Source organism: Pseudomonas sp. IB20, assembly GCF_009707325.1.
Lineage (GTDB): Bacteria > Pseudomonadota > Gammaproteobacteria > Pseudomonadales > Pseudomonadaceae > Aquipseudomonas.
This window is the reverse complement of sequence record NZ_CP046103.1, coordinates 4,955,735-4,979,005: the sequence shown is the minus strand read 5'-3', so window position 1 is coordinate 4,979,005 and position 23,271 is coordinate 4,955,735. Positions and strand designations below refer to the sequence as shown.

At 62.2% G+C, this 23,271-nt stretch carries 21 protein-coding genes; 16 read left to right on the top strand and 5 right to left on the bottom strand.

The window, feature by feature from the left end; genetic code table 11:
* Nucleotides 1–85: 85 nt before the first annotated feature.
* From ilvA to GJU48_RS23260, 4 genes are read left to right on the top strand one after another with little or no spacing between them, the layout of a single operon-like run.
* Nucleotides 86–1,600, top strand: a complete 1,515-nt coding sequence (gene ilvA / locus GJU48_RS23275; protein WP_094949209.1) for a threonine ammonia-lyase, biosynthetic — start codon at nucleotides 86–88, stop codon at nucleotides 1,598–1,600.
* Nucleotides 1,601–1,640: 40 nt separating this feature from the next.
* On the top strand, nucleotides 1,641–2,054 hold the full coding sequence (locus GJU48_RS23270) for a DUF2269 family protein (protein ID WP_094949208.1): 414 nt from the start codon (nucleotides 1,641–1,643) through the stop codon (nucleotides 2,052–2,054).
* Nucleotides 2,055–2,063: 9 nt separating this feature from the next.
* Entirely contained in the window at nucleotides 2,064–3,329 is a 1,266-nt protein-coding gene (locus GJU48_RS23265; protein WP_094949207.1) for an SDR family oxidoreductase, read from the top strand.
* A complete protein-coding gene (locus GJU48_RS23260; protein WP_094949206.1) occupies nucleotides 3,326–3,793 on the top strand; it encodes a DUF2269 family protein in 468 nt (155 codons plus the stop codon). Before GJU48_RS23265 ends, GJU48_RS23260 begins: the two co-directional genes overlap by 4 nt.
* Nucleotides 3,794–3,894: 101 nt before the next feature.
* Here GJU48_RS23260 and GJU48_RS23255 read toward each other — a convergent pair whose 3' ends face one another.
* A complete protein-coding gene (locus GJU48_RS23255) occupies nucleotides 3,895–4,551 on the bottom strand; it encodes a histidinol-phosphatase (protein WP_094949205.1) in 657 nt (218 codons plus the stop codon).
* A gap of 143 nt (nucleotides 4,552–4,694) precedes the next feature.
* Here GJU48_RS23255 and GJU48_RS23250 point away from each other — a divergent pair, with 143 nt between their 5' ends.
* On the top strand, nucleotides 4,695–5,174 hold the full coding sequence (locus GJU48_RS23250) for an RNA pyrophosphohydrolase (RefSeq protein WP_003176750.1): 480 nt from the start codon (nucleotides 4,695–4,697) through the stop codon (nucleotides 5,172–5,174).
* A 22-nt stretch (nucleotides 5,175–5,196) separates the two neighbouring features.
* Entirely contained in the window at nucleotides 5,197–7,476 is a 2,280-nt protein-coding gene (ptsP, locus tag GJU48_RS23245) for a phosphoenolpyruvate--protein phosphotransferase (RefSeq protein ID WP_094949204.1), read from the top strand.
* 99 nt (nucleotides 7,477–7,575) lie between these two features.
* Here the strand turns inward: ptsP and GJU48_RS23240 are convergent, their stop codons facing one another.
* On the bottom strand, nucleotides 7,576–8,322 hold the full coding sequence (locus GJU48_RS23240) for an NRDE family protein (RefSeq protein WP_094949203.1): 747 nt from the start codon (nucleotides 8,320–8,322) through the stop codon (nucleotides 7,576–7,578).
* Between the two features lie 208 nt (nucleotides 8,323–8,530).
* On the opposite strand from GJU48_RS23240, the gene lgt reads away from it, so the two are divergent.
* Both lgt and GJU48_RS23230 read left to right on the top strand, forming a co-directional pair.
* Nucleotides 8,531–9,343: a prolipoprotein diacylglyceryl transferase gene (gene lgt, locus GJU48_RS23235; protein ID WP_094949202.1), complete on the top strand. Its 813-nt coding sequence runs from the start codon at nucleotides 8,531–8,533 to the stop codon at nucleotides 9,341–9,343.
* A 54-nt stretch (nucleotides 9,344–9,397) separates the two neighbouring features.
* Nucleotides 9,398–10,231: a thymidylate synthase gene (locus GJU48_RS23230; protein WP_094949201.1), complete on the top strand. Its 834-nt coding sequence runs from the start codon at nucleotides 9,398–9,400 to the stop codon at nucleotides 10,229–10,231.
* A 122-nt stretch (nucleotides 10,232–10,353) separates the two neighbouring features.
* Here the strand turns inward: GJU48_RS23230 and cadR are convergent, their stop codons facing one another.
* Nucleotides 10,354–10,803: a Cd(II)/Pb(II)-responsive transcriptional regulator gene (cadR, locus tag GJU48_RS23225; protein ID WP_094949200.1), complete on the bottom strand. Its 450-nt coding sequence runs from the start codon at nucleotides 10,801–10,803 to the stop codon at nucleotides 10,354–10,356.
* 85 nt (nucleotides 10,804–10,888) lie between these two features.
* On the opposite strand from cadR, the gene GJU48_RS23220 reads away from it, so the two are divergent.
* From GJU48_RS23220 to GJU48_RS23190, 7 genes are all read left to right on the top strand, one after another.
* The gene (locus GJU48_RS23220) at nucleotides 10,889–13,171 is read left to right on the top strand and encodes a heavy metal translocating P-type ATPase (RefSeq protein ID WP_094949199.1); all 2,283 of its coding nucleotides are present in this window, start codon (nucleotides 10,889–10,891) and stop codon (nucleotides 13,169–13,171) included.
* 16 nt (nucleotides 13,172–13,187) lie between these two features.
* Nucleotides 13,188–14,051 carry a LysR family transcriptional regulator gene (locus tag GJU48_RS23215; RefSeq protein ID WP_094949198.1) on the top strand — a complete coding sequence of 288 codons (864 nt, stop codon included), beginning with the start codon at nucleotides 13,188–13,190 and terminating at the stop codon, nucleotides 14,049–14,051.
* Between the two features lie 233 nt (nucleotides 14,052–14,284).
* Nucleotides 14,285–15,349: a putative 2-aminoethylphosphonate ABC transporter ATP-binding protein gene (locus tag GJU48_RS23210; RefSeq protein WP_094949197.1), complete on the top strand. Its 1,065-nt coding sequence runs from the start codon at nucleotides 14,285–14,287 to the stop codon at nucleotides 15,347–15,349.
* Nucleotide 15,350: 1 nt separating this feature from the next.
* Nucleotides 15,351–17,063 carry a putative 2-aminoethylphosphonate ABC transporter permease subunit gene (locus GJU48_RS23205; protein ID WP_094949196.1) on the top strand — a complete coding sequence of 571 codons (1,713 nt, stop codon included), beginning with the start codon at nucleotides 15,351–15,353 and terminating at the stop codon, nucleotides 17,061–17,063.
* Between the two features lie 21 nt (nucleotides 17,064–17,084).
* On the top strand, nucleotides 17,085–18,098 hold the full coding sequence (locus GJU48_RS23200; protein ID WP_094949195.1) for a putative 2-aminoethylphosphonate ABC transporter substrate-binding protein: 1,014 nt from the start codon (nucleotides 17,085–17,087) through the stop codon (nucleotides 18,096–18,098).
* Between the two features lie 122 nt (nucleotides 18,099–18,220).
* Complete coding sequence (locus tag GJU48_RS23195) at nucleotides 18,221–19,342, top strand: TIGR03364 family FAD-dependent oxidoreductase (protein ID WP_094949193.1); 1,122 nt, start codon at nucleotides 18,221–18,223, stop codon at nucleotides 19,340–19,342.
* 5 nt (nucleotides 19,343–19,347) lie between these two features.
* Nucleotides 19,348–19,902 (top strand): phosphonate degradation HD-domain oxygenase, encoded by a 555-nt coding sequence (locus GJU48_RS23190; protein WP_155296082.1) that lies wholly within the window; start codon nucleotides 19,348–19,350, stop codon nucleotides 19,900–19,902.
* Here the strand turns inward: GJU48_RS23190 and GJU48_RS23185 are convergent.
* A complete protein-coding gene (locus tag GJU48_RS23185; RefSeq protein ID WP_094949190.1) occupies nucleotides 19,889–21,256 on the bottom strand; it encodes a DUF3482 domain-containing protein in 1,368 nt (455 codons plus the stop codon). The two genes, GJU48_RS23190 and GJU48_RS23185, sit on opposite strands and share 14 nt — an antisense overlap.
* Nucleotides 21,249–22,628, bottom strand: coding sequence for a DUF2868 domain-containing protein (locus GJU48_RS23180; RefSeq protein ID WP_094949189.1), 1,380 nt, complete (start codon nucleotides 22,626–22,628; stop codon nucleotides 21,249–21,251). Before GJU48_RS23180 ends, GJU48_RS23185 begins: the two co-directional genes overlap by 8 nt.
* An 84-nt stretch (nucleotides 22,629–22,712) precedes the next feature.
* Between GJU48_RS23180 and GJU48_RS23175 the strand changes: the two genes are divergently transcribed.
* Entirely contained in the window at nucleotides 22,713–23,231 is a 519-nt protein-coding gene (locus GJU48_RS23175) for a dihydrofolate reductase (RefSeq protein ID WP_094949188.1), read from the top strand.
* Nucleotides 23,232–23,271 lie beyond the last annotated feature (40 nt).

Genomic DNA, 23,271 nt, shown 5'->3' with positions numbered 1-23,271 from the left:
AAAACCTCGGGATTCGTGTGGTCGCCCGGCTAAACGCTGGGTTAGACTCCTTGGCCCTGCCCAACCCGCCCAGTGATGCTTTCCGATGCTTGAACAGTACGTCAAAAAGATCCTCACCTCGCGCGTTTACGACGTTGCCGTAGAAACCCCCTTGCAGACCGCGCGCCAGCTCTCCGAGCGGCTGGGCAACAAGGTCTGGCTCAAGCGTGAAGACTTGCAGCCGGTGTTCTCGTTCAAGATTCGGGGCGCCTACAACAAGCTGACCCAACTGAGCGCTGAAGAACGCGCGCGCGGCGTGGTCACCGCGTCTGCCGGCAACCACGCCCAAGGCCTGGCCCTGGCGGCCAAGGTGTTGGGGGTCAAGGCCACTATCGTGATGCCCAAGACCACCCCGGAGATCAAGGTCGAAGGCGTGCGTTCGCGTGGCGGCAAAGTGGTGCTGCACGGTGATTCCTTCCCGGAAGCCCTGGCCTACTCGCTGAAACTGGTCGACGAAAAAGGCTACGTTTACATTCACCCCTATGATGATCCGCACACCATTGCCGGGCAGGGCACCGTGGCGATGGAAATTCTGCGCCAGCACCCGGGGCCGCTGGACGCGATTTTCGTACCAGTGGGCGGCGGCGGGCTGATTGCCGGTATTGCGGCGTACGTGAAATACCTGCGCCCGGAGATCAAGATCATCGGCGTCGAGCCGGACGACTCCAACTGCCTGCAAGCCGCCATGGCTGCCGGTGAGCGCGTGGTATTGCCGACCGTCGGTATCTTTGCCGACGGCGTGGCGGTGGCGCAGATCGGCCAGCACACGTTCGACATCTGCAAAGACTATGTGGACGAAGTGATCACCGTCAGCACCGATGAAATCTGCGCGGCGATCAAGGACATCTACGACGACACCCGCTCCATCACCGAGCCGGCGGGCGCATTGGGTGTGGCGGGGATCAAGAAGTATGTCGAGACCCGAGGCATCACCGGGCAAACCCTGGTGGCCATCGACTCCGGTGCCAACGTCAACTTCGACCGCCTGCGCCATGTGGCCGAGCGCGCCGAGCTGGGTGAAGGCCGCGAAGCTATCATCGCCGTGACCATCCCCGAGCAGCCGGGCAGCTTCAAGGCCTTCTGCGAGGCCGTGGGCAAGCGCCAGATCACCGAATTCAACTACCGCTACCACTCCGGCCGCGAGGCGCACATCTTCGTTGGCGTGCAGACTCACCCGGAAAACGACCCGCGCAGCGCGTTGATCGCCAGCCTCACCAGCCAGGGTTTCCCGGTGCTGGACCTGACCGAGAACGAACTGGCCAAGTTGCACATTCGTCATATGGTCGGTGGGCACGCGGCGAAAGTGAGCGACGAGCTGGTATTGCGTTTCGAATTCCCGGAACGCCCGGGCGCGCTGTTCAACTTTCTTAACAAATTGGGCGGGCGCTGGAACATCTCGATGTTCCACTATCGCAACCACGGCGCGGCCGACGGCCGTGTGGTCGCCGGCTTGCAAGTGCCGGCGGACGAGCGCCATTTGGTGCCGGCCGCATTGGCGCAAATCGGCTACCCGTACTGGGATGAAAGCGAAAACCCGGCCTACCAGCTGTTCCTCGGTTGAGCGACTACGCTGACTGAGCGGCCTATAAGGAATCAAGACCATGGAAACGCTGACCACCCTAAAAGTTATCCACATCACCGCCACTGTGTTGCTGTTGCTCTGTGGCCTGGGCCTGGCGGTACTGGCCTGGCGCAAGCGCAGTGCCGGCCCGGCGGTTACCGTGCAACGCCCGTGGGCATTTGTGTGGCTGCTGATGGGGGTTTGCATGGTCAGCATGCCATTCACCGGCTGGTGGCTGGCGCATTTGATCGGCTGGCCGCTGGGGCAAACCTGGATTCTGGGTTCCAGCATCCTCTACACCGTGGCGGCGCTGGCCTGGTTCTGGCTGGTGGCACGGCTTAACCGCCTGCGCCTGGGCGTCGGTGGCAGCCTGAATTTCACCCTGGCGCTGGCCGTGGTCAGCCTGGTGGGGTTTGTGGCGATTGCCGGGTTGATGGGCGCCAAGCCGGTCTAAAGGGGCTTCATGAACGTCCTTCTGGTCGGCGCCACAGGGTTTGTGGGCCGCCATCTGTTGCGCGCCTTGCAGCACGCCGGGCACTGCGTGATCGCGACCTCTCGAACGCCTCAACACCAGAGTTGGCCGGGGGTTGAGTGGCGTTCGCTGGACCTGGGCCGCCTGGCTGTCGACCCCGAGCACTTTGTCTTTCCTGAATCTGTTGATTTATTGATCAATGCGGCGGGCCTGCTCAGCGTGGATGTGGCTGAGTTGAGCCGGGTGCAGGATCAGGGCACTCGCGTGCTGTTTGATCTGGCCGCTCAGCGTGGCGTGCGGGTGTTGCAGATTTCCGCCTTGGGCGCTGCGGCGCAATCCGACCTGCCGTTCCTGGCCAGCAAAGGCTTGGCGGATGATTATCTGCTCAGTCTGGGCATAACCGCTGTGGTGCTTCGGCCTTCATTGGTGGTGGGCGCGGGCGGCACCAGCAGTGCGTGGCTGGCCGGGCTTTCGCCTTGGCCGCTGATTCCGCTGCTCGACCTCAAGGCCCAGGTGCAGCCCGTGCATATCGACGATCTGGTCGGTGCGGTAATGGCCCTGCTGCGCCAGTGGCCTGCTGAATCAATGGTGCTGCCGTTGGTGGGGCCCGAGCCGATGCGGCTGTCGCAGGTCGTTGACCACCTGCGCGCGGCTCAAGGCTGGGAGGCGGGCCGCTACGTGCAAGTGCCGCTGCTGAGGTTGGGCGGTTGGTTGGGTGATCGCCTGGGCTGGCAGGTTTTGAACCGACAAAGTATCGCCCTGGCGCAACAGGACAATGTGGCCGACCCCGAGGTGCTGGCCTCGGTCTGCGGCTATACCGCCGCGCCGCTGGCCTCGCGCCTGCAGGATTGGCCGAACGCGGCCATCAGCAGCCAGCGCACTGTCCGCCCTCTGATGCTGGCGGTGATGGTGCTGATCTGGCTGGGCACCGCAGCGGTCTGCCTTGGCCCGGGTTACGACTGGGGCCTGCGCATCATGGCCGAGGCGGGCGTGCAAGGCACTTGGGCGACACTCGCTGTTATCGGCGGTTCGGCCTGCGATGCCCTGCTGGGCCTGGGCTTGCTGGTGAAGCGCTGGCGCAGGCAGGCCCTGACCCTGCAACTGCTGCTGATGGCCGGTTACACCGTGTTTATCAGCTTTGTTCTGCCCCATTACTGGTTTGACCCTTATGCCGCCGTCGCCAAGAACCTGGTGCTGATGGTGGCGACTGTATGGCTTCTTTGGACTGAACCTTTTTTGAATGAGCCTCGTCGATGAGCGCGTACCTGCTGCTGAAAACCCTGCATATCCTTTCCTCGACCATTCTATTCGGGTTGGGCGCGGGCTCGGCTTACTATGCCTTGCGCGCCTGGCGCAGCGGCAACGTTGAAGTCATCGCCGTGACGTTCAAGCACCTGGTGTTCGCTGACTGGGCGTTTACCGCAACCACGGCGGTGTTCCAGCCCTTAAGCGGGGTTGGCTTGATGCACTTGGCGGGTTGGTCGATGCAGCAGAGCTGGCTGCAATGGACCGTCGGCCTGTATTGCCTGGCTGGGGTTTGCTGGTTGCCGGTGGTGTGGTTGCAGATTCGTGTGCACAAGATGGCGGAGCAGGCGTTGCGCGACGGCACGGCGATGCCGATCAAGGCGACGACCTATATGCGCTGGTGGTTTGGCCTGGGCTGGCCGGCGTTTTTGGCGTTTATGGTGATTTTCTATTTGATGGTGGCTAAGCCGATGTAGGGCTTGGGACTGAGTCGACTTCATCGCAGGCAAGCCAGCTCCCACACTTGAATGTATTCACGAATCTAGGTGTGGGAGCTGGCTTGCCTGCGATGGGGCCATCAGCTTCGCAGTGTTATCACCGGCCAGCCGCGCTTCTGGGCCTCAGCCCGCAAATTCGGATCCGGATCCACCGCCACCGGGTGGGTCACTTGCTCCAGCAGTGGCAAATCATTCATCGAGTCGCTATAGAAATAGCTGTCTTCCAGGCTGTGCCCGGTTTCTTCCAGCCAACGATTCAAGCGCGTCACCTTGCCTTCACGGAAGCACGGCACATCGGTGCTGCGCCCGGTGTAGCGGCCATTCTCCATCTCGCACTCGGTGGCGATCAGGGTATCGACGCCCAGGCGTGCAGCAATTGGCGCGGTGACGAAGCGGTTGGTGGCGGTGATGATCACCAGCTTGTCGCCGGCAGCGCGGTGCTTGGCCAGCAGTTCCACTGCCTGGGGCAGCATGATCGGCTCGATGCAGTCGCGCATGTAGTCGTTGTGCCATTCGTCCAACTGGGCCATCTCGGTGCGGCCGAGGATTTCCAGGCAGAAGTTCAGGTAAGCGGCGTTATCCAGCGTGCCGGCCAGGTAGTCCTGGTAAAACTCGTCGTTGCGGGCCTTGTAGGCCACCGCGTCGAGAATCCCGCGTTCGCAGAGGTAATCGCCCCAGGCGTGATCGCTGTCACCGCCCAGAAGCGTGTTGTCCAAGTCGAATAAAGCCAGGCGCATTGCAGTTACTCGCTGAAAAGTCTGTAAAAAGGCGTCCAGAATACGGTCTTTTCACAAGAGTGCACATAAGGTAAGAAGCCTCGTTGCCGCTGGAACAACCTTTGTGGAACAATGCGGCGACATGCGTTTGCGAGGTTGTTGCCGTGATCGACCCCGATGGTTTCCGTCCTAATGTCGGGATTATTCTTACGAATGATGCCGGACAGGTGCTATGGGCTCGCCGAATCAACCAAGATGCCTGGCAGTTTCCTCAAGGCGGAATCAACCCCGACGAAACCCCTGAAGACGCCTTGTACCGTGAGTTGAACGAAGAAGTCGGCCTTGAGCGTGAAGATGTGCAAATTCTGGCCTGTACGCGGGGCTGGTTGCGCTATCGTTTGCCGCAACGCCTGGTGCGTACCCACAGCCAACCGCTGTGCATCGGCCAGAAGCAGAAATGGTTTCTCCTGCGCCTGATCTCCAACGAGCAGCGGGTGCGGATGGATTTGACCGGTAAACCGGAGTTCGATGGCTGGCGTTGGGTCAGCTATTGGTACCCGCTGGGCCAGGTGGTGACATTCAAGCGCGAGGTTTATCGTCGCGCTCTCAAAGAACTTGCCCCGCGCCTTTTAGCGCGCGACTGACGACGGAGTTCGACCCCGAGCCATGCTCAATACGCTGCGCAAGATCGTCCAGGAAGTTAACTCCGCCAAGGATCTCAAGGCGGCGTTGGGGATTATTGTGTTGCGCGTCAAGGAAGCCATGGGCAGCCAGGTCTGCTCGGTTTACCTGCTGGACCCTGAGACCAACCGTTTTGTGCTGATGGCCACCGAGGGCCTGAACAAGCGCTCCATCGGCAAGGTCAGCATGGCGCCCAATGAAGGTCTGGTGGGCCTGGTGGGGACGCGTGAAGAACCCCTGAACCTTGAAAACGCGGCCGATCACCCGCGTTATCGCTACTTTGCCGAAACCGGTGAAGAGCGCTACGCCTCGTTCCTCGGCGCACCGATCATCCACCACCGCCGCGTTGTCGGCGTGTTGGTCATCCAGCAAAAAGAACGCCGCCAGTTCGATGAAGGTGAAGAAGCCTTCCTCGTGACCATGAGCGCGCAGCTTGCCGGGGTTATTGCTCACGCCGAGGCGACGGGTTCGATTCGCGGCCTGGGGCGCCAGGGCAAGGGCATCCAGGAAGCTAAGTTCGTCGGCGTGCCCGGTTCGCCGGGTGCTGCCGTTGGTACGGCGGTGGTCATGCTGCCACCGGCCGACCTCGATGTGGTGCCGGACAAGACCGTCAACGACATCGACGCTGAAATCAAACTGTTCAAGACTGCCCTGGAAGGCGTGCGCGCCGACATGCGCAACCTCTCGACCAAACTGGCCACGCAACTGCGCCCCGAAGAGCGCGCGCTGTTCGACGTGTACCAGATGATGCTCGACGACGCGTCCCTGGGTAATGAAGTCAAAACCGTGATTAAGACCGGCCAGTGGGCCCAGGGCGCGCTGCGCCAGGTGGTCACCGATCACGTCAACCGTTTCGAATTGATGGACGACGCCTACCTGCGCGAGCGTGCCTCGGACGTCCGTGACCTCGGTCGCCGTCTGTTGGCCTACCTGCAGGAAGACCGCACCACCAACCTGGTCTACCCCGACAACACCATCCTGATCAGTGAAGAGCTGACCGCCACCATGCTTGGCGAAGTGCCGGAAGGCAAACTGGTGGGCCTGGTCTCGGTATTGGGTTCGGGTAACTCCCACGTCGCGATCCTGGCCCGCGCCATGGGCATTCCGACGGTGATGGGCCTGGTCGACCTGCCGTACTCCAAGGTCGACGGCATCGACATGATCGTCGACGGCCATCGCGGTGAAGTCTTCACCAACCCCAGCGAGCTGCTGCGCAAGCAATACGCCGAGGTGGTGGAAGAAGAGAAGCAACTCGCGCTGGGCCTCGACTCGCTGCGCGAACTGCCGTGCGTGACCCTCGACGGCCACCGCGTACCGCTGCTGGTCAACACCGGCCTGCTGGCCGATGTGGCCCGCGCGCAACAGCGCGGCGCCGAAGGGGTAGGGCTGTACCGCACCGAAGTGCCGTTCATGATCAACCAACGGTTCCCGAGTGAGAAGGAGCAGCTGGCGATTTATCGCGAGCAACTGTCCGCCTTCCACCCCTTGCCGGTGACGATGCGCAGCCTGGACATCGGCGGCGATAAGTCACTGTCTTACTTCCCGATCAAGGAAGACAACCCCTTCCTTGGCTGGCGCGGCATTCGCGTGACCCTCGACCATCCTGAAATTTTCCTCGTACAAACCCGCGCCATGCTCAAGGCCAGCGAAGGCTTGAATAACCTGCGCATCCTGCTGCCGATGATCTCCGGCACCCATGAGCTGGAAGAAGCCCTGCACTTGATCCACCGCGCCTGGGGCGAAGTGCGCGACGAAGGCGCTGACGTGCCGATGCCGCCGATTGGCGTGATGATCGAAATCCCGGCAGCGGTGTACCAGGCTAAAGAGCTGGCGCGGCAGGTGGACTTCCTCTCGGTCGGCTCCAACGACCTGACCCAGTACCTGCTGGCCGTGGACCGCAACAACCCACGGGTGGCCGACCTCTACGACTACCTGCACCCGGCGGTGCTGCAAGCCCTGCAACACGTGGTGCGCGACGCCCATGCCGAAGGCAAGCCGGTGAGCATCTGCGGTGAAATGGCCGGCGACCCGGCGGCGGCGGTGCTGTTGATGGCGATGGGCTTTGACAGCCTGTCGATGAACGCCACCAACTTGCCGAAGGTGAAGTGGATGCTGCGTCAGGTGAATTTGAGCATGGCCAAGGAATTGCTGGCCGAGCTGATGACCATCGACAACCCGCAAGTTATCCACAGCTCGCTGCAATTGGCGCTGAAAAACCTGGGGCTGACGCGGATGATTAACCCGGCTTCGGCGAAAACCCTCTAGACCGAGGCGCGGCCATTGCAGGCAAGCCAGCTCCCACAGGGGAATGCATTCCAAACTGTGGGAGCTGGCTTGCCTGCAATGGCGCCAGTCCAGTCACCGCTAAATGTTGAGTTCGACTTCACCCAGCCGGCCACCCAACGGCCCGAAGCTGCGCTCCACCATCCGCCGTGTGCCGTCGGCATTCACAATCAACGCCGTACTCGCCCGCGTCCCGTAACTGGGGCTGGCAATAAACACACTCGACAACAAACTCTCTGTCGCCAGCCCAACGCCGGTGTCCGGCAAGTCGGCAAACGGCGCGGTCTGTGGGTCGCTCAAAATGTCCAGCAAAGCCTCCGGCTGCGGGTTTTCCAGCAAATCGCTCAACGCCGCCTTGGCCTTGAGCAGCTTCGGCCACGGCGTATCCAGCCCGGCGTTGGATAACCCATACACCCCAGCCTCGAGCCGCGTAGGGTCGGTTTGGTTGGCGTTGTAGTGCCACAGCTCATCTCGTGTGCCAATCAGCAGGTTAAAGCCGGCATATTCGATCGATCTTCCGTTAACGTCGGTTAAATAGTCGTCAATCGGTAGCGATCCACTGAGAAAGCGCGCCACCAACTCGCCACGGGACTTGCGTGCGGGCGGCTGGTGCGGGTCGCGGATATTGGTCAGGGCGGCAAAACGCCCGTCGGCGTTCACCCCAAGCCAGGTGCCGCCTGCTTCCTGGTCGCGGCCGGCGTAGATGTGCGGCGCATCCGGCCACTGGGCCAGCGGCAGGCTGGGGCGGGCGTAGAACTCATCACGGTTGGCCGCGACGATCAGCGGTTGGGCATGGCCCGGCCGCCAGGCGAAAACAATCAGGCACATCAGGCGATCCCTTTTGTGTTTTTCTTCACTCTACCCATACAACGGCAGGCGTTCCATCGTATCGAAGTTGGGCGGCACGCCTTCCATCCGTTAACATGCCGGGCTATTAGGCGCGTGTGGACTCTTATTTAAAGCGCTGTAACGCAGGCTTAATCGCACACCGGCATGGTCCGGTGCGCCATGACTATTGATTTAACGAGGAGTCGCAATGCTGCCTTACCCGCAGATCAACCCGGTGGCCTTGGCCATCGGTCCGCTGCAAATCCATTGGTACGGGTTGATGTACCTGATCGGCATCGGCGGTGCCTGGCTGCTGGCTTCCCGGCGCCTGAACCGTTTCGACCCGACCTGGACCAAGGAGAAGCTCTCCGACATGGTGTTCTGGATGTCGATGGGCGTGATCGTCGGCGGGCGTCTGGGGTATGTATTGTTCTACGACCTGTCGGCCTATATCGCCAACCCGACACTGATCTTCGAGGTGTGGAAGGGCGGCATGGCATTCCACGGCGGGTTTGTCGGCGTGATGATCGCCGCCTGGTGGTTCGGCCGCCGCAACGGCAAGTCGTTCTTCCAACTGATGGACTTCGTCGCGCCGTTCGTGCCGATTGGCCTGGGTGCCGGGCGCATTGGTAACTTTATCAACGCCGAGTTGTGGGGCAAGCCGACCGACGTGCCGTGGGCGATGGTGTTCCCGCCGTTCAGCGACCCGGCGCAATTGCCGCGCCATCCGTCGCAGCTCTACCAGTTCGCCCTGGAAGGTGTGGCACTGTTCCTGATTCTGTACATCTTCTCGCGCAAGCCGCGCCCAACCATGGCGGTGTCGGGGATGTTCGCGCTGTTCTACGGGATCTTCCGTTTCATCGTCGAGTTTGTCCGTGTGCCGGATGCACAGCTGGGCTACCTGGCGTGGGGCTGGTTGACCATGGGTCAGATCCTCAGCATGCCGATGATTCTGGCGGGCCTGGGCCTGTTGTGGTGGGCTTACAACCGCCCGCAAGGCATCAAGAACACCGCGCTTTAAATTCGAATGCCGAGGCTTTTGCATAGCCTCGGCTTCAACGATACGGGTACTCACATGAAGCAATATCTCGAACTACTGAACGACGTCGTGACCAATGGATTGACCAAGGGCGATCGCACCGGCACCGGCACCAAGGCCGTGTTTGCCCGTCAGTATCGGCATAACTTGGCCGACGGCTTCCCGCTGCTGACCACCAAGAAGCTTCACTTCAAAAGCATCGCCAACGAACTGATCTGGATGTTGAGCGGCAACACCAACATCAAGTGGCTCAACGAAAATGGCGTAAAAATCTGGGACGAATGGGCCACCGAAGACGGTGACCTGGGGCCGGTGTACGGCGAGCAGTGGACCGCCTGGCCGACCAAAGATGGCGGCAAGATCAACCAGATCGACTACATGGTCGACACGTTGAAGAACAACCCCAACAGCCGTCGCATCCTGTTCCACGGTTGGAACGTCGAATACCTGCCGGACGAAACCAAGAGCCCGCAGGAAAACGCACGCAACGGCAAGCAAGCGCTGCCGCCGTGCCACCTGCTTTACCAGGCGTTCGTGCATGACGGCCATCTGTCGATGCAGTTGTATATCCGCAGCTCCGACGTATTCCTCGGCCTGCCGTACAACACCGCCGCGTTGGCGTTGCTGACCCACATGCTGGCCCAGCAATGCGACCTGATCCCGCACGAGATCATCGTCACCACCGGCGACACCCACGCCTACAGCAACCACATGGAACAGATCCAGACCCAGCTGGCGCGCACGCCGAAGAAGCTGCCGGAATTGGTGATCAAACGCAAACCTGCGTCGATCTACGACTACAAGTTTGAAGACTTCGAAATCGTCGGTTATGACGCTGACCCAAGCATCAAGGCTGACGTGGCTATTTAAAGATGGCCCCTGTCTAAATGTGAGAGCTGGCTTATGTGGGCGCTGGCTTGCCGCGAACGTCCAGATCCACCGCTATCGCAGGCAAGCCAGCTCCCACAATAGTATTCGGTTACCAAGCTGAATCAGTGCCCGTGGCTCCTGCCCACATGCGAAGGCTCAGCCTCGCTGGCCGCGACACTCCCGCTGACTTCCAACCGCTGCAAAATCCCGCACTGATCCAGGCCCGGCCCACCGCCGCAGCGTTGGCGAAGGTCCAGCAATTGCTCCTGTAACGCCAACAACCCATCGATCCGCGCTTTCACGTGGTGGATATGTTCGTCGATCAACGCATTCACGCTTTCGCACTGGTCCTGAGGGCTGTCGCGTAGCCCGAGCAGGCTGCGGATTTCCTCAAGCGTCATGTCGAGGCTGCGGCAGTTGCGGATAAAGATCAGCCGCTCGGTGTGCGCCTGGGTGTACACGCGGTAGTTGGCATCGGTGCGCGCCGGGGGCGGCAGCAGGCCTTCTTTCTCGTAATAACGGATGGTTTCCACCTGACAGTCGGTCAGTTTGGCCAATTCGCCGATCTTCATCGCAGCAATCTCCAAATGGGTGCTTGACCCTATAGTGGCTACAGGGTCTTTACTTGGCAACAGGCACCTTTACGGACGCGACAGAATGAGCGATTCCATCCACACCCCCAAACCGCATGATCACCCGCACGACCATGATCATGACCATAGTCACGACCACGGCGCCAAACTGACGCCCGTCAAACAGCATGACCATGCCAGCCATGGCGACGCTTGCTGTTCCAGCAAGGTTGCGCCTGCCGTGGTCACGCTGAGCGAAGCCCCGACCGCCGGCTCGCGGCTGAGCACCTTTCGCATCGAAGCCATGGACTGCCCCACCGAGCAGACGCTGATCCAGAACAAACTGGGCAAACTGGCCGGTGTGCAGCAGCTGGAATTCAACCTGATCAACCGCATCCTTGGCGTCACCCATGACCTGCCGAGCACCGCGCCGATCATCGAAGCGATCAAATCCATCGGCATGCAGGCCGACCCCATCGAAGAAGGCACCCCAGCCGCCGCGCCGCCCGCCAAGAAACACTGGTGGCCGCTGGCGCTGTCCGGTGTCGGCGCGTTGGGCGCTGAAGTGCTGCATTTCACCGGCGTAGCCCCGACGTGGGTGATTGCGCTGGTGGCGTTGGTATCGATCCTCAGCGGCGGCCTCACCACCTATAAAAAGGGCTGGATCGCGCTCAAAAACTTCAACCTGAACATCAACGCGCTGATGAGCATCGCGGTGACCGGCGCCGTGCTGATCGGTCAATGGCCGGAAGCGGCGATGGTGATGTTCCTGTTCACCGTGGCTGAATTGATCGAAGCCAAGTCCCTGGACCGTGCGCGCAATGCCATCAGTGGCTTGATGCAGATGACCCCGGAACAGGCCACGGTGCAGCAGGCTGACGGTACTTGGGTCGAAAAAGAAGTTAAAAGCATCGAGCTTGGCGCCATCGTGCGGGTTAAGCCCGGCGAGCGCATTGGCCTGGACGGTGAAGTCACCGCTGGCCAATCCACCATCGACCAAGCGCCGATCACCGGTGAAAGCCTGCCGATTGAAAAGGGCGTGGGCGACAAAGTCTTCGCCGGCACTATCAACCAGGCCGGTTCCCTGGAGTACAAAGTCACCGCAGCGGCGAACAATTCCACCCTGGCGCGCATCATTCACGCCGTGGAACAGGCTCAAGGCGCGCGGGCGCCGACCCAGCGGTTTGTCGACAGCTTCTCGAAGATCTACACCCCAGCCGTCTTCCTGTTTGCTTTGGGCGTGGCGCTCATTCCGCCGCTGTTCATGGCGGGTGCCTGGTTTGACTGGATCTATCGCGCCCTCGTACTGCTGGTGGTTGCTTGCCCATGTGCGCTGGTGATCTCCACGCCGGTCACCATCGTCAGCGGCCTGGCCGCAGCGGCGCGCAAAGGCATCCTGATCAAAGGTGGCGTGTACCTCGAAGGCGGCTACAAACTCGATTACCTGGCCCTCGACAAGACCGGCACCATCACCCACGGCAAACCGGTGCAGACCGACTACCTGGCACTGTTCCCGACTGTCGAAGACAGCGCACCGTCCTTGGCCGCCAGTTTGGCCGGGCGTTCCGACCACCCGGTGTCGCTGGCCATCGCCAACGCGGCTGTGGATAAAAACCTGCCGAGCCACGTTGTGGATAACTTCGAGGCCTTGGCCGGTCGCGGTGTGCGCGGTGATATCAACGGCGAAACCTACCACTTGGGCAACCACCGCTTGGTGGAAGACCTTGGCCTGTGCTCACCTGAGCTGGAAGAAAAGCTCTTCGCCCTGGAAAAACAAGGCAAGTCCGTGGTGTTGCTGCTCGATAAATCCGGCCCGCTGGCGCTGTTCGCCGTCGCCGACACGGTCAAGGACAGTAGCCGCGAAGCCATCCAGCAACTGCACGAGCTGGGCATCAAAACCCTGATGCTCACCGGCGACAACGCCCACACCGCCAAAGCGATTGCCGCCCAGGTCGGCATCGACCAGGCCCAGGGCGACCTGTTGCCCACCGACAAACTGCAAGCCATCGAAACCCTCTACGGCCAAGGCCACCGCGTGGGCATGGTCGGCGACGGTATCAACGACGCTCCGGCGCTGGCCCGCGCCGAGATCGGTTTTGCCATGGCCGCCGCCGGTACCGACACGGCAATCGAGACCGCCGACGTGGCCTTGATGGACGATGATTTGCGCAAGATCCCGGCTTTCATTCGGCTCTCCAGGCAAACGTCGAGTATCCTCAAGCAGAACATCGCCCTGGCGCTGGTGATCAAGGCGATTTTCCTCGCGGTCACCTTCCTCGGCATGGCGACCATGTGGATGGCGGTGTTTGCCGACATGGGCGTGAGCCTGCTGGTGGTGTTCAATGGCCTGCGCCTGTTGCGCAAATAATTGATGTGAGGGTGGTGTGCTGAGTGCCGAGTTAAAGGCGTTTTTTATGGTCGCCCGCCTGGGCAGCATTACTCAGGCGGCGAAAAAACTCGGCCTGAGCCAGCCCACGGTCACCACCCAGATTCGCAACCTGGAAAGCCAGTACGGCGTTGAGCTGTTCTACCGTGGCGGCCGCCGCCTCACCGTCAGCGACGACGGTGCGCGCCTGCTGCCGATGGTCAAGACGCTGTTGCAGCAGGAAGCGGATATCGAGTTTTTCCTGCGCAACAACGGTCAGGTCCAGGGCGCCTTACGGATTGCCGCAACGGCGCCGTACTACATTCTCGACCTGGTCAAAGCCTTCCGCGAGCGCCTGCCCCAAGTGGACGTGTCGGTGGAAATCGGCAACTCCCAGCAGGTGCTCGAAGCGCTGGATGATTACCGCGTCGATGTCGCCGCGTCCTCACAACTGCTGGAAGACCCACGCCTGATCCGCCGAGTACTCGGCACCGATCCCTTGGTGTTGGCGGTGCATCGCAATCACCCTTTGGCCACGCTTGATCATGTGCCACTCAGTGCGTTGGCCGGGCATACCTTGCTGATGCGTGAGGCGGGTTCCACCACACGGCGCCTGACCGAAGAAATGTTGCAAGGCGCGGGTGTGAGCTATGGGCCGCTGCTAGAAATCGGTAGCCGCGAGTCGATCCGCGAGGCGGTGCTGCGCAACATCGGCATCAGCATCATCGCCCGCCAGGAAGTGCCCCATGACCCGCAGCTGCGGGTGCTGACTATCGAAAATGCGCCGCAGATTCCGGAGTATTTGTACTGCCTCAAAGAGCGCAAAGGCGCGCGCCTGCCGGCTGCCTTTCTGGGGTTGGCGCAGGAAATGTCGCCACTCTGAGGTCTTGTTGATCGTTCCCACGCTCCGCGTGGGAATGCCGCCCTGGACGCTCCGCGTCCGCTCTTGGACGTCGTGACGCGGAGCGTCACAAGATGCATACCCACGCAGAGCATGGGAACGATCGGCTATACCCAAATCCACCAATACCACTATCACTCCCTTTTGCCTTCCTGCCACACCAGGGACTCATTGCCCACCTAGCATGGCCTTCATCAGTTTGATGAGGTGCCTCCATGAACACAGCCCTGACCAACCCCGGCGCGCCCATGACGGTGCGCGGTATCCAGAAACGCTTCGGTGCCTTTACCGCGCTGGATAATGTGTCCCTGGACGTCGCCGCCGGCGAGCTGGTGTGCCTGCTGGGCCCGTCCGGCTGCGGCAAAACCACCTTGCTGCGCTGCATCGCCGGCCTGGAACGCCAGGACAGCGGTGAACTTCGCCTCGGCAACCGCGATGTTTCCCTACTGCCGCCCCAAGCGCGGGACTACGGCATTTTGTTCCAGTCCTACGCGCTGTTTCCCAACCTGACTGTCGAAGCGAACATCGGCTACGGCCTCACCGGCAGTGGCCGCGATGAAGTGCGCAAGCGCGTCGGCCAGATGCTTGAACTGGTCGGCCTGCTGGGCAGCGAAAAGAAATTTCCCGGCCAACTCTCTGGCGGCCAACAACAGCGCGTCGCTCTGGCCCGCGCCCTGGCACCGGCGCCTTCGCTGTTACTGCTCGACGAACCCATGTCTGCCCTCGACGCCCGCGTGCGTGAGCACCTGTGCACCGAGCTGCGCCAGCTGCAACGGCGCCTGGGCATCACCACGCTGATGGTCACGCACAACCAGGACGAGGCCATGTTGATGGCCGACCGCATTGCCGTGATGAACAACGGCAAGGTCGAGCAATACGCCACGCCCCAGGAAATCTACGACCGCCCGGCCACGCCGTTTGTGGCGGAGTTTGTCGGCCAGGGCAACTGGCTGCCGTTCAGCCGCAACAGCGCGAGCCATGCCCAGGTCGGCGGGATGAATATGCGCCTGGCCGACGATGCCGGCGTGGCCAAATCCGGGCGCCTGTTCTGCCGCCCTGAAGCCATCAGCGTCAACCCGCCGGTGCATGAAGAAAACCTGTTCCCAGCCAAAATCCGCGAGATCACCTTTCTCGGCAACCGCTGCCGCATGAGCTTTGAACTGGAGCAATTGCCCGGCCACCCGCTGCTGGCCGAACTGGCCCCCGAAGCCATGCCACGCCTGGGCGCCCAGGACATCTGGGTCGCCTTGCCGCCACGCAGCCTCCAGGTGTTTGCCTGAGATGGCGGCTGAAATGACTGTGCCGGTGCCGCACCAGGCTTCCCGTGCCGAAACAGGTGATCGCATTTTTGTGCTCGGCGGCAAACTGCTGTGGCTGTTGCTGCTGGGTGTCGCCGTATTGTTGCCGTTGCTGGCGATCTTTTGGCGTGGCTTCAGCAGCGATGCCGGGCAGGGCGGTGGCTGGGTGGCGGCACGGGAGCTGGTGACCAGCGCCAACTTCCACTGGTTGCTGGGCAACAGCCTGAAAGTCTCCCTCAGCGTGGCGGCCATTGTCGTACCGCTGGCTTACCTGTTTGCCTACGCCCTGCAACGCACGCTGATTCCCGGCAAGACGATCTGGCGCGGCCTGTCACTGCTGCCACTGATGGCGCCGTCGATGCTGCCGGGCATTGCGCTGGTGTACCTGTTTGGCAACCAAGGCCTGTTGCGCGGGTTGCTCTCGGACAACATCTACGGCTTCTGGGGCATCGTGCTCGGTGAAGTGATCTACACCTTCCCACACGCATTGATGATTTTGCTGTCGGCACTGTCGCTGGCGGATGCGCGGCTTTTTGATGCGGCATCGAGCATGGGCGCCAGCCCCGCGCGTGCGTTTCGCAGCATCACCTGGCCGGCCACGCGCCAGGCAGTGTTCGCCGCGTTTTGCCTGGTGTTTACCCTGACCATCACCGACTTCGGCGTGCCCGTGGTGGTCGGCGGCGATTATCAGGTGCTGGCGCTGGAGGCCTACAAGGCGGTGGTCGGCCAGCAACAGTTTGGTCGCGGCGCATTGATCGGCATGGTCTTGCTGTTGCCGGCGCTGTTCAGCTTTGGCGTCGATGCCTGGTTGCGCCGTCGGCATGGCGACGCCATGAGCGGCCGCGCCCAGGTGTTCCAGCCGGCGCCATCGCGGCTGCGTGATGGCTGCTACTTGGCCATCGTGCTGCTGATTTGCGCGGTGTTGCTGCTGGTATTCGGCATGGCGGTGTATTCCTCGCTGGTGAAGTTCTGGCCGTACAACCTGTCGTTGTCGCTCAACCACTATCAGTTCGAAGACACGGCCGGCGGCGGTTGGCTGGCCTATCGCAACAGCCTGACCATGGCCCTGTGCACAGCGCTGATCGGTAGCGTGCTGATTTTTACCGGCGCCTACCTGATGGAAAAGACCAAGAGCCAGAAAGGCCTCAACCTGGCATTGCGCATGCTCAGCTTTGTGCCGATGGCCGTGCCGGGCCTGGTGCTGGGCCTGGGCTACGTGTTCTTTTTCAACCTCAACGGCAACCCGCTGCACGTGTTCTACGGGACCATGACCTTACTGGTGGTGTGCACCATTGCGCACTATTTGACCACCGCGCAGATGACCGCCACCACGGCGCTGCGCCAGCTTGATAGTGAGTTTGAAGCCGCTGCGCTGTCCCTAAAAGCGCCGCTGTACCGCCACTATCTGCGCGTCACGGTGCCGATCTGTCTGCCGGCGCTGCTGGACATCGTGCGCTACCTGTTTGTGTCGGGGATGACCACCGTTTCCGCCGCGATCTTCCTCTACAGCCCCGACACCATCCTCGCCGCCGTCGCCGTGTTGAACATGGACGACGCCGGCAACGTGGGCGGCGCCGCAGCCATGTCGACCCTGATCCTGTTCACCTCAGCCGGCGTCTCGCTGCTGCTGGCGTGGGCTTCACGTGGCGCGCTGCGCCGCTCCCAAGCCTGGCGCCAGACTGCGCCGGGCCAATAACATCCTTGAAGGAGGTGCTCCATGTTCAAGCCCCTGGCGCTGGTCGCTGCCGTACTCACCGCATTCAGCCTGAATGCCTTCGCCAAGACCGAGCTGACCGTGTACACGGCCCTCGAAGCCGAGCAGTTGAGGACCTATAAACAGGCCTTCGAAAAGGCCAACCCCGACATCGAGATCAAGTGGGTGCGCGACTCCACCGGCATCATCACCGCTAAGCTTTTAGCCGAGAAAGACCGCCCGCACGCCGACGTGGTGTGGGGTTTGGCCGCCTCGAGCCTGGCGATCCTCGACCAGCAAGGGATGCTCGATAACTACGCGCCCAAGGATCTGGACAAAATCGGTAAGAACTACCGCGACCCCGCTAACCCGCCAGCCTGGGTCGGCATGGACGTGTGGGCCGCGACCATCTGCTTCAACACTGTCGAAGCCGAGAAACAAGGCTTGAGCAAGCCGGTGAGCTGGCAAGACCTGACCAAGCCTGAGTACAAGGGCAAGATCGTGATGCCCAACCCGGCATCCTCCGGCACCGGTTTCCTGGACGTGAGCGCCTGGTTGCAGACCTTTGGCGAGAAGCAGGGCTGGCAGTACATGGACGACCTGCACCAGAACATCGGCCAGTACGTTCACTCCGGTTCCAAGCCGTGCAAGCTGGCGGCGTCCGGTGAGTTCCCGATTGGCGTTTCCTTCGAGTACCCAGCGGTACAACTGAAACGCCAGGGCGCGCCACTGGACATCATCCTGCCCAAAGAAGGCTTGGGCTGGGACATCGAAGCCACCGCCGTGATCAAGGGAACGCCCCGTGCTGATGCGGCGAAAAAACTCGCTGACTTCTCTGCAAGCGCGGCGGCGATGGACCTGTACAAAGAAAACTTCGCTGTGCTCGCCCAGCCGGGTATTGCCAAGCCGCAGACTGAGCTGCCGGCCGATTACGAGCAGCGGCTGATCAAGAATGACTTTGTCTGGGCCTCGAAAAACCGCGACAGCATCCTGGCCGAGTGGCGCAAGCGCTATGACGGGAAGTCGGAGAAACAATGACTGATCGTTCCCACGCTCTGCGTGGGAATGCCGCCCTGGACGCTCTGCGTCCGCTCTTGAAGTCTTGACGCAGAGCGTCACCGGATGCATTCCCACGCAGAGCGTGGGAATGAGAGGAATGCATGAGTAGTGATCTCTTAGTTATCGGCGCCGGTATCCTCGGCCTGTCCCACGCCTATGCAGCCGCCAAACGCGGCCTCAAGGTCAAGGTGTTCGAGCGCAGCGCCACGCCGCTGGGCGCCTCGGTGCGCAACTTCGGCCAGGCACTGGTCACTGGCCAGCCGCCGGGGCCGATGCTTGAACTGGCCCAGCAAAGCCGTGATATCTGGGGGCACTGGGCGCAGGTGGCCGGTCTGCCGCTCAAGCGCAATGGCTCGTACCTGTTTGCCCGCACCGAAGCCGAAGAACACTTGCTGGAAGCCTTCTGCGCCGGTCGTGGCCGAGAGCACGGCTACAACGTCGAGCTGCTGCAAGGCGCGGCGATGAAAGATTTGTATGGCGGCCAGTTTCGCCATCACCGCGCGGCGCTGCATGGCAAGGATGATCAGCAGCTATATTCGCGCGAAGCGATCCCGGCGCTGATCAACTACCTTCGCAGTGAACTGGAGGTGGAGTTTTATTTCTCCACGCTGGTACGCGACGTCGAGCCGGGCCAACTGCACAGCACGGCGGGCAGCTTTCGCGGCGAGCAGATCATTGTCTGCTCCGGGCATGATTACCAAACCCTGTTGGCCGAGGCGATCGGCGCACTCAACCCGAGCATCTGCCGCCTGCAAATGCTGCGCGCCCGGCCAGCGGTTAACCTGAACCTGCAACATGCTTTGCTCACAGGCCTTAGTTGCGTGCATTACGGCGCGTTCGCTGATTTGCCGCAAGCCGCGCCAGTGCAGGCGCAAATCCTGCGCGATGCGCCGCATTTGCAGGAACATGGGATCCATCTGCTGATCAGCCCCACGCCCCACGGTGACCTGATCATCGGCGATTCACACGACTACGGCAGCGATGCCTCGCCGTTCAACGCCGAGCAGATCGATGACTGGCTGATCGAACTGGCCGAGCAGACGTTGGGGTGCAAGATCCAAGTGGTGGAGCGCTGGCAGGGCGTCTACGGTTCACGCGGGCCGGCGCCGTTTTCATTCCTGCGGGCGGCACCGGGCGTGAGTGCGGCATTGATGCACAGTGGCGTAGGCATGAGCGTGGGACCGGCGATGGCCGAGCGAAATATCACAGCATTGTGGGGATAAGCGCTATGAACCCTGAGCAGGCGATTGCCGAAGTCTTCGGCTTGTACGAGCAGCACGGCACGGCGGATTACATCGGCGAGCCGGTGTCGCAGATCGAACATATGTCCCAGGCCGCGCAGCTTGCTATCGCTGAAGGCTTTGATGATGAAGTGGTGCTGGCGGCGTTTTTCCACGACATCGGCCACCTCTGCGGCCAGGGCGGCGAGAACATGGGCGGTTATGGCGTGGTCAGCCATGAGCGCCTCGGCGCGGACTATTTACGCCGCGCAGGCTTCAGCGAGCGCATGGCCAAACTGGTGGAGTATCACGTGCAAGCCAAGCGCTACCTGACCTTCAGCCAGCCGGACTATTACGCCCGCTTGAGCGAAGCCAGCCGCCGCACCCTGGGTTATCAGGGCGGCGTGATGACGGCCGAAGAGGCCCGCGCCTTCGAGCAAGACCCGCTCTGCCAAGTCAGCCTGCGCATGCGTCACTGGGATGAGCAGGCCAAGCACATGCATGTGCCGGTGCTGGACCTGGAGCCGTTGAACGCCCTGGCCCTAGCTGTCAATCTTCATTGAGCTCCTGCGCCAACGCTTGAATCTGCTCCTGGCGCTCAGCTTGGCTCAGCTTTGGCTGCGGGTTGAGGGATGACCACTGCGGATAGGCGCGGGCCTTGTTCAACGCATCCGGCAACTTGCCTTCACGCCAGGTTTTGTCCTGGGGCGTGTCGACCTTGATGCTGTGCATCGCCGCATGGCCGCGCAGGTTGAGCGCTTTGAGCAACTGGCGTTGGCGCAGGGCGAGCAGGCGTAGCACGCTGTCGTCGACGGTCAGCTCGCGGTGGCCCTTGATCTTGCCCAGCAGACGGCTGCCGTAGCTGCGCGCGGTTTGCAGCGCGCCACCGGCAATCGCGCCGGCAATCGCGGCAGCGCCGAGGGTCAGGCCGCCGACCAGCAGGTCCACACCCGCGCCGGCGGCCGCGCCTGCAGCAATTCCGCCACCGACACGCACGCCCAGTTGCTTGAGGGTTTGCGGGTTGAACAGGTCATCGCCCCAGCGGCCGTCCAGCAACGGCAAGTCGCTGGCGGCGGCATCCTGTGGGCGGAAACCGAACAGTTTGAGCAGGGCATCCACGCATTTTTGCTCGCGCTGGCGCACAGCTTTGCGTAAATCGCTGATGGCTTGTTGCTCGTCTTCGGTGACCACGCTGCGCCGGCACGCGGCGCAGTCGATCAACAGCTCGGCGATCAACCGTGCAGCGCTTTGTTGGCGGGCGACGCGCTGGGCTTGCTGGTCAATAATCAAGCGTTCCAGCTGCGGCCGTGCGTTTTCCAACAGCAGCGCCAGGCTTTCGTACAGGCGGCGCTCGCCATCCTCCGGCGGCGCCACGCTGTCGAAACGCACCAGTGCGTGCAGGCCGAGGCGGGCCAGGGCTTCGCGCCAGTCCGGCTCGCGGTGGTCGCTGCTCGAGACAAAATTGAGCACCGGCAGCAACGGTTTGCCGCAACTGGCCAGCACCTGCAGCTCGTCGCGGTATTTGGCCAGCACCGGCTCGCGGGCGTCGATCACATACAGGCCGGCGTCGGAGGCCAGCAGTTGGCGCAATACTTTGGCTTCCTGCTCGAAACGCTGGCGCGCTTCGCTGCCCTCCAGAAACCGCGCCAGGCGGGCCGGGCCGTCGAGGCGTTCGCCGGGGCGGTCCAGGCGTTCCAGGTAATCAAGCAGGGCGATGGCGTCTTCCAGGCCGGGCGTGTCGTACAGCTCCAGCAAGGCTTCGCCGTCGACCGACAACCGCGCGCCTTCCACATGCCGCGTGGTGCTGGGGCGATGGGAGACTTCACCGAAACCCACGTCCCGGGTCAGCGTGCGCAGCAGCGAAGTCTTGCCGACATTGGTGTGGCCGACCACGGCGAGTTTCAGCGGTTTAGTCATGACCGGTCTCCAGCCACGTGAGCGGCGCGCAATCGGCGAAGGGCAATTCCAGCTGTTGCAGCGCAGCGTGCCAGTCGCCCAGGCGTTCGGCGTCCAGCGCTTGGCCGGCTGGGGCTTGCAGCAGCCATACGCGGGTGGCCGTAGCGCTGCGCGCGAGCTCGGCGACCAATGCCAGGCTGCCACGGTCGGGCGAACGGCGCGGGTCACAGGCGATGGCCAGGCGCGCAGGCGGGAAGCGCGTGAGTTGTTCCAGCAGTTTGTTGCGCGATTCGCGGCTGTCGAGGATGCCGGCGTTTTTTACGCTGGCCGGCAGTTTGGGTGGCCAGGCGTGCTGGTCGTCCAGTTCGATGGCCACCAGCAGGGCACCGTCGCTCTCCAATTCGCTGACGCCGCCGCTGATGGCGTGCAGTTGCTCGGGGGCGGCATCGCTGACGCCAAGCCGTTCGCTGCTCGGCATCAGGCGTTCGCGCAACTGGCTGTAGCCGGGCAGGTTGAGGTCCAGGCGCAGGGCCGCGCACCCGCGTTTCCAGCGCCACAAGCACAGCAGGGCGAGGATCAACCGGGGCAGCAGGCCGTAGACCAGCAGCACGCCTACCAGCCAGGCGGCCCAGGCTTGGCGGGCGCTTTCGATATTCAGCGCCGAGTCGCCGCTGGCGCGGATCATCTCGACCGTCGGCACGTTAAAGCCCAGCAACGCAGGCAGGCTGCCCAGGGCTTGGGTCACGGCGACAAAGGTGTCGGCGCCGAGGAGGGTGGTTTCCCACACAAAGCCGTAGCGCCGCGTGGCCAATAGCGTGAGCAGGATCAGCATGGCGCTGAGCAGCGCCAGTAACCACAGGCTATTGACCAGCACACCCACGGCCCAGCGATTGAGCTTCTGGCGCTGCAATAACAGCAGCAACGCTGGCGCCAATTGCGCGGCCTTGGCATCGCGGGCGAGTTTTTCGCTGAGCCACAACCACAGGCGGCCGAGGCTGGCGCTGTGTTCGCCGGCAAACAGCAGGCCCAGGGCCCAGCTGATTAACAGGATCAGATTCAAGCCGAGCAGGCTGCCCAAGGCCCAGAACACGTTAACCGGCGTCAAACCGTTGCCCAGCGCGGCAAACGCCAGGCCGGCGCCACTGATCACCGCGACCACGGCCAACAGCACCAGCGCCAAGCGGGCGCCTTGCAACCAGCGGGTGAGGGCGGCGGTCAAACCGTCGCGTTCGGCCAAGTGCAGGGCGCGCTGTTGAATGCGCGTCGGCAAGTCGCCACCGGCCGTACGGGCGAGGCGGTTGGCTTCCAGGTCTTCGAGGGGGCCTGCGTGTTCTTCACGCAGGCGCACGGTTTCTGTCAGCCAGAGTGTGTGCAGCGGGGTCAGTGCAGTCACGCGCTATCCTATTGAGCCAGTGAGGTTGGAGCATACTGACGTGGAGCATAACCGCTGACTCGCAGCTCTGGTATTCTCGTCGTCATGAAAAAAACTCTCCCTTTAAGCCTGATCGCAGCCCTCGGTGAAAACCGTGTGATCGGCGTCGACAACAGCATGCCCTGGCATTTGCCGGGGGACTTCAAATATTTCAAGGCCACCACGCTCGGCAAGCCGATCATCATGGGGCGCAAGACCTGGGATTCCCTGGGCCGACCGTTGCCGGGGCGCCTGAATATCGTGGTTAGCCGTCAGACCGACTTGGCGCTTGAAGGTGCGGAAGTTTTTCCGTCACTCGATACGGCGGTCGAGCGGGCGCAAGCCTGGGCACTGGAACAGGGCGTGGATGAGCTGATGCTGATCGGCGGGGCGCAGTTGTATGCGCAGGGGCTGGAGCAGGCGGATCGCCTGTATTTGACGCGGGTCGCGTTGAGCCCGGAAGGCGATGCGTGGTTTCCCGAGTTTGATGTGAGCCAGTGGAAGCTGGTGTCGAATATCGAGAATGCGGCTGAGGGTGATAAGCCGGCGTATAACTTCGAAGTCTGGGAGAGGAGCAGCTGCTAGCTTTAAGCCACAAGCTAGAAGCTGCTAGCTTTAAGCCACA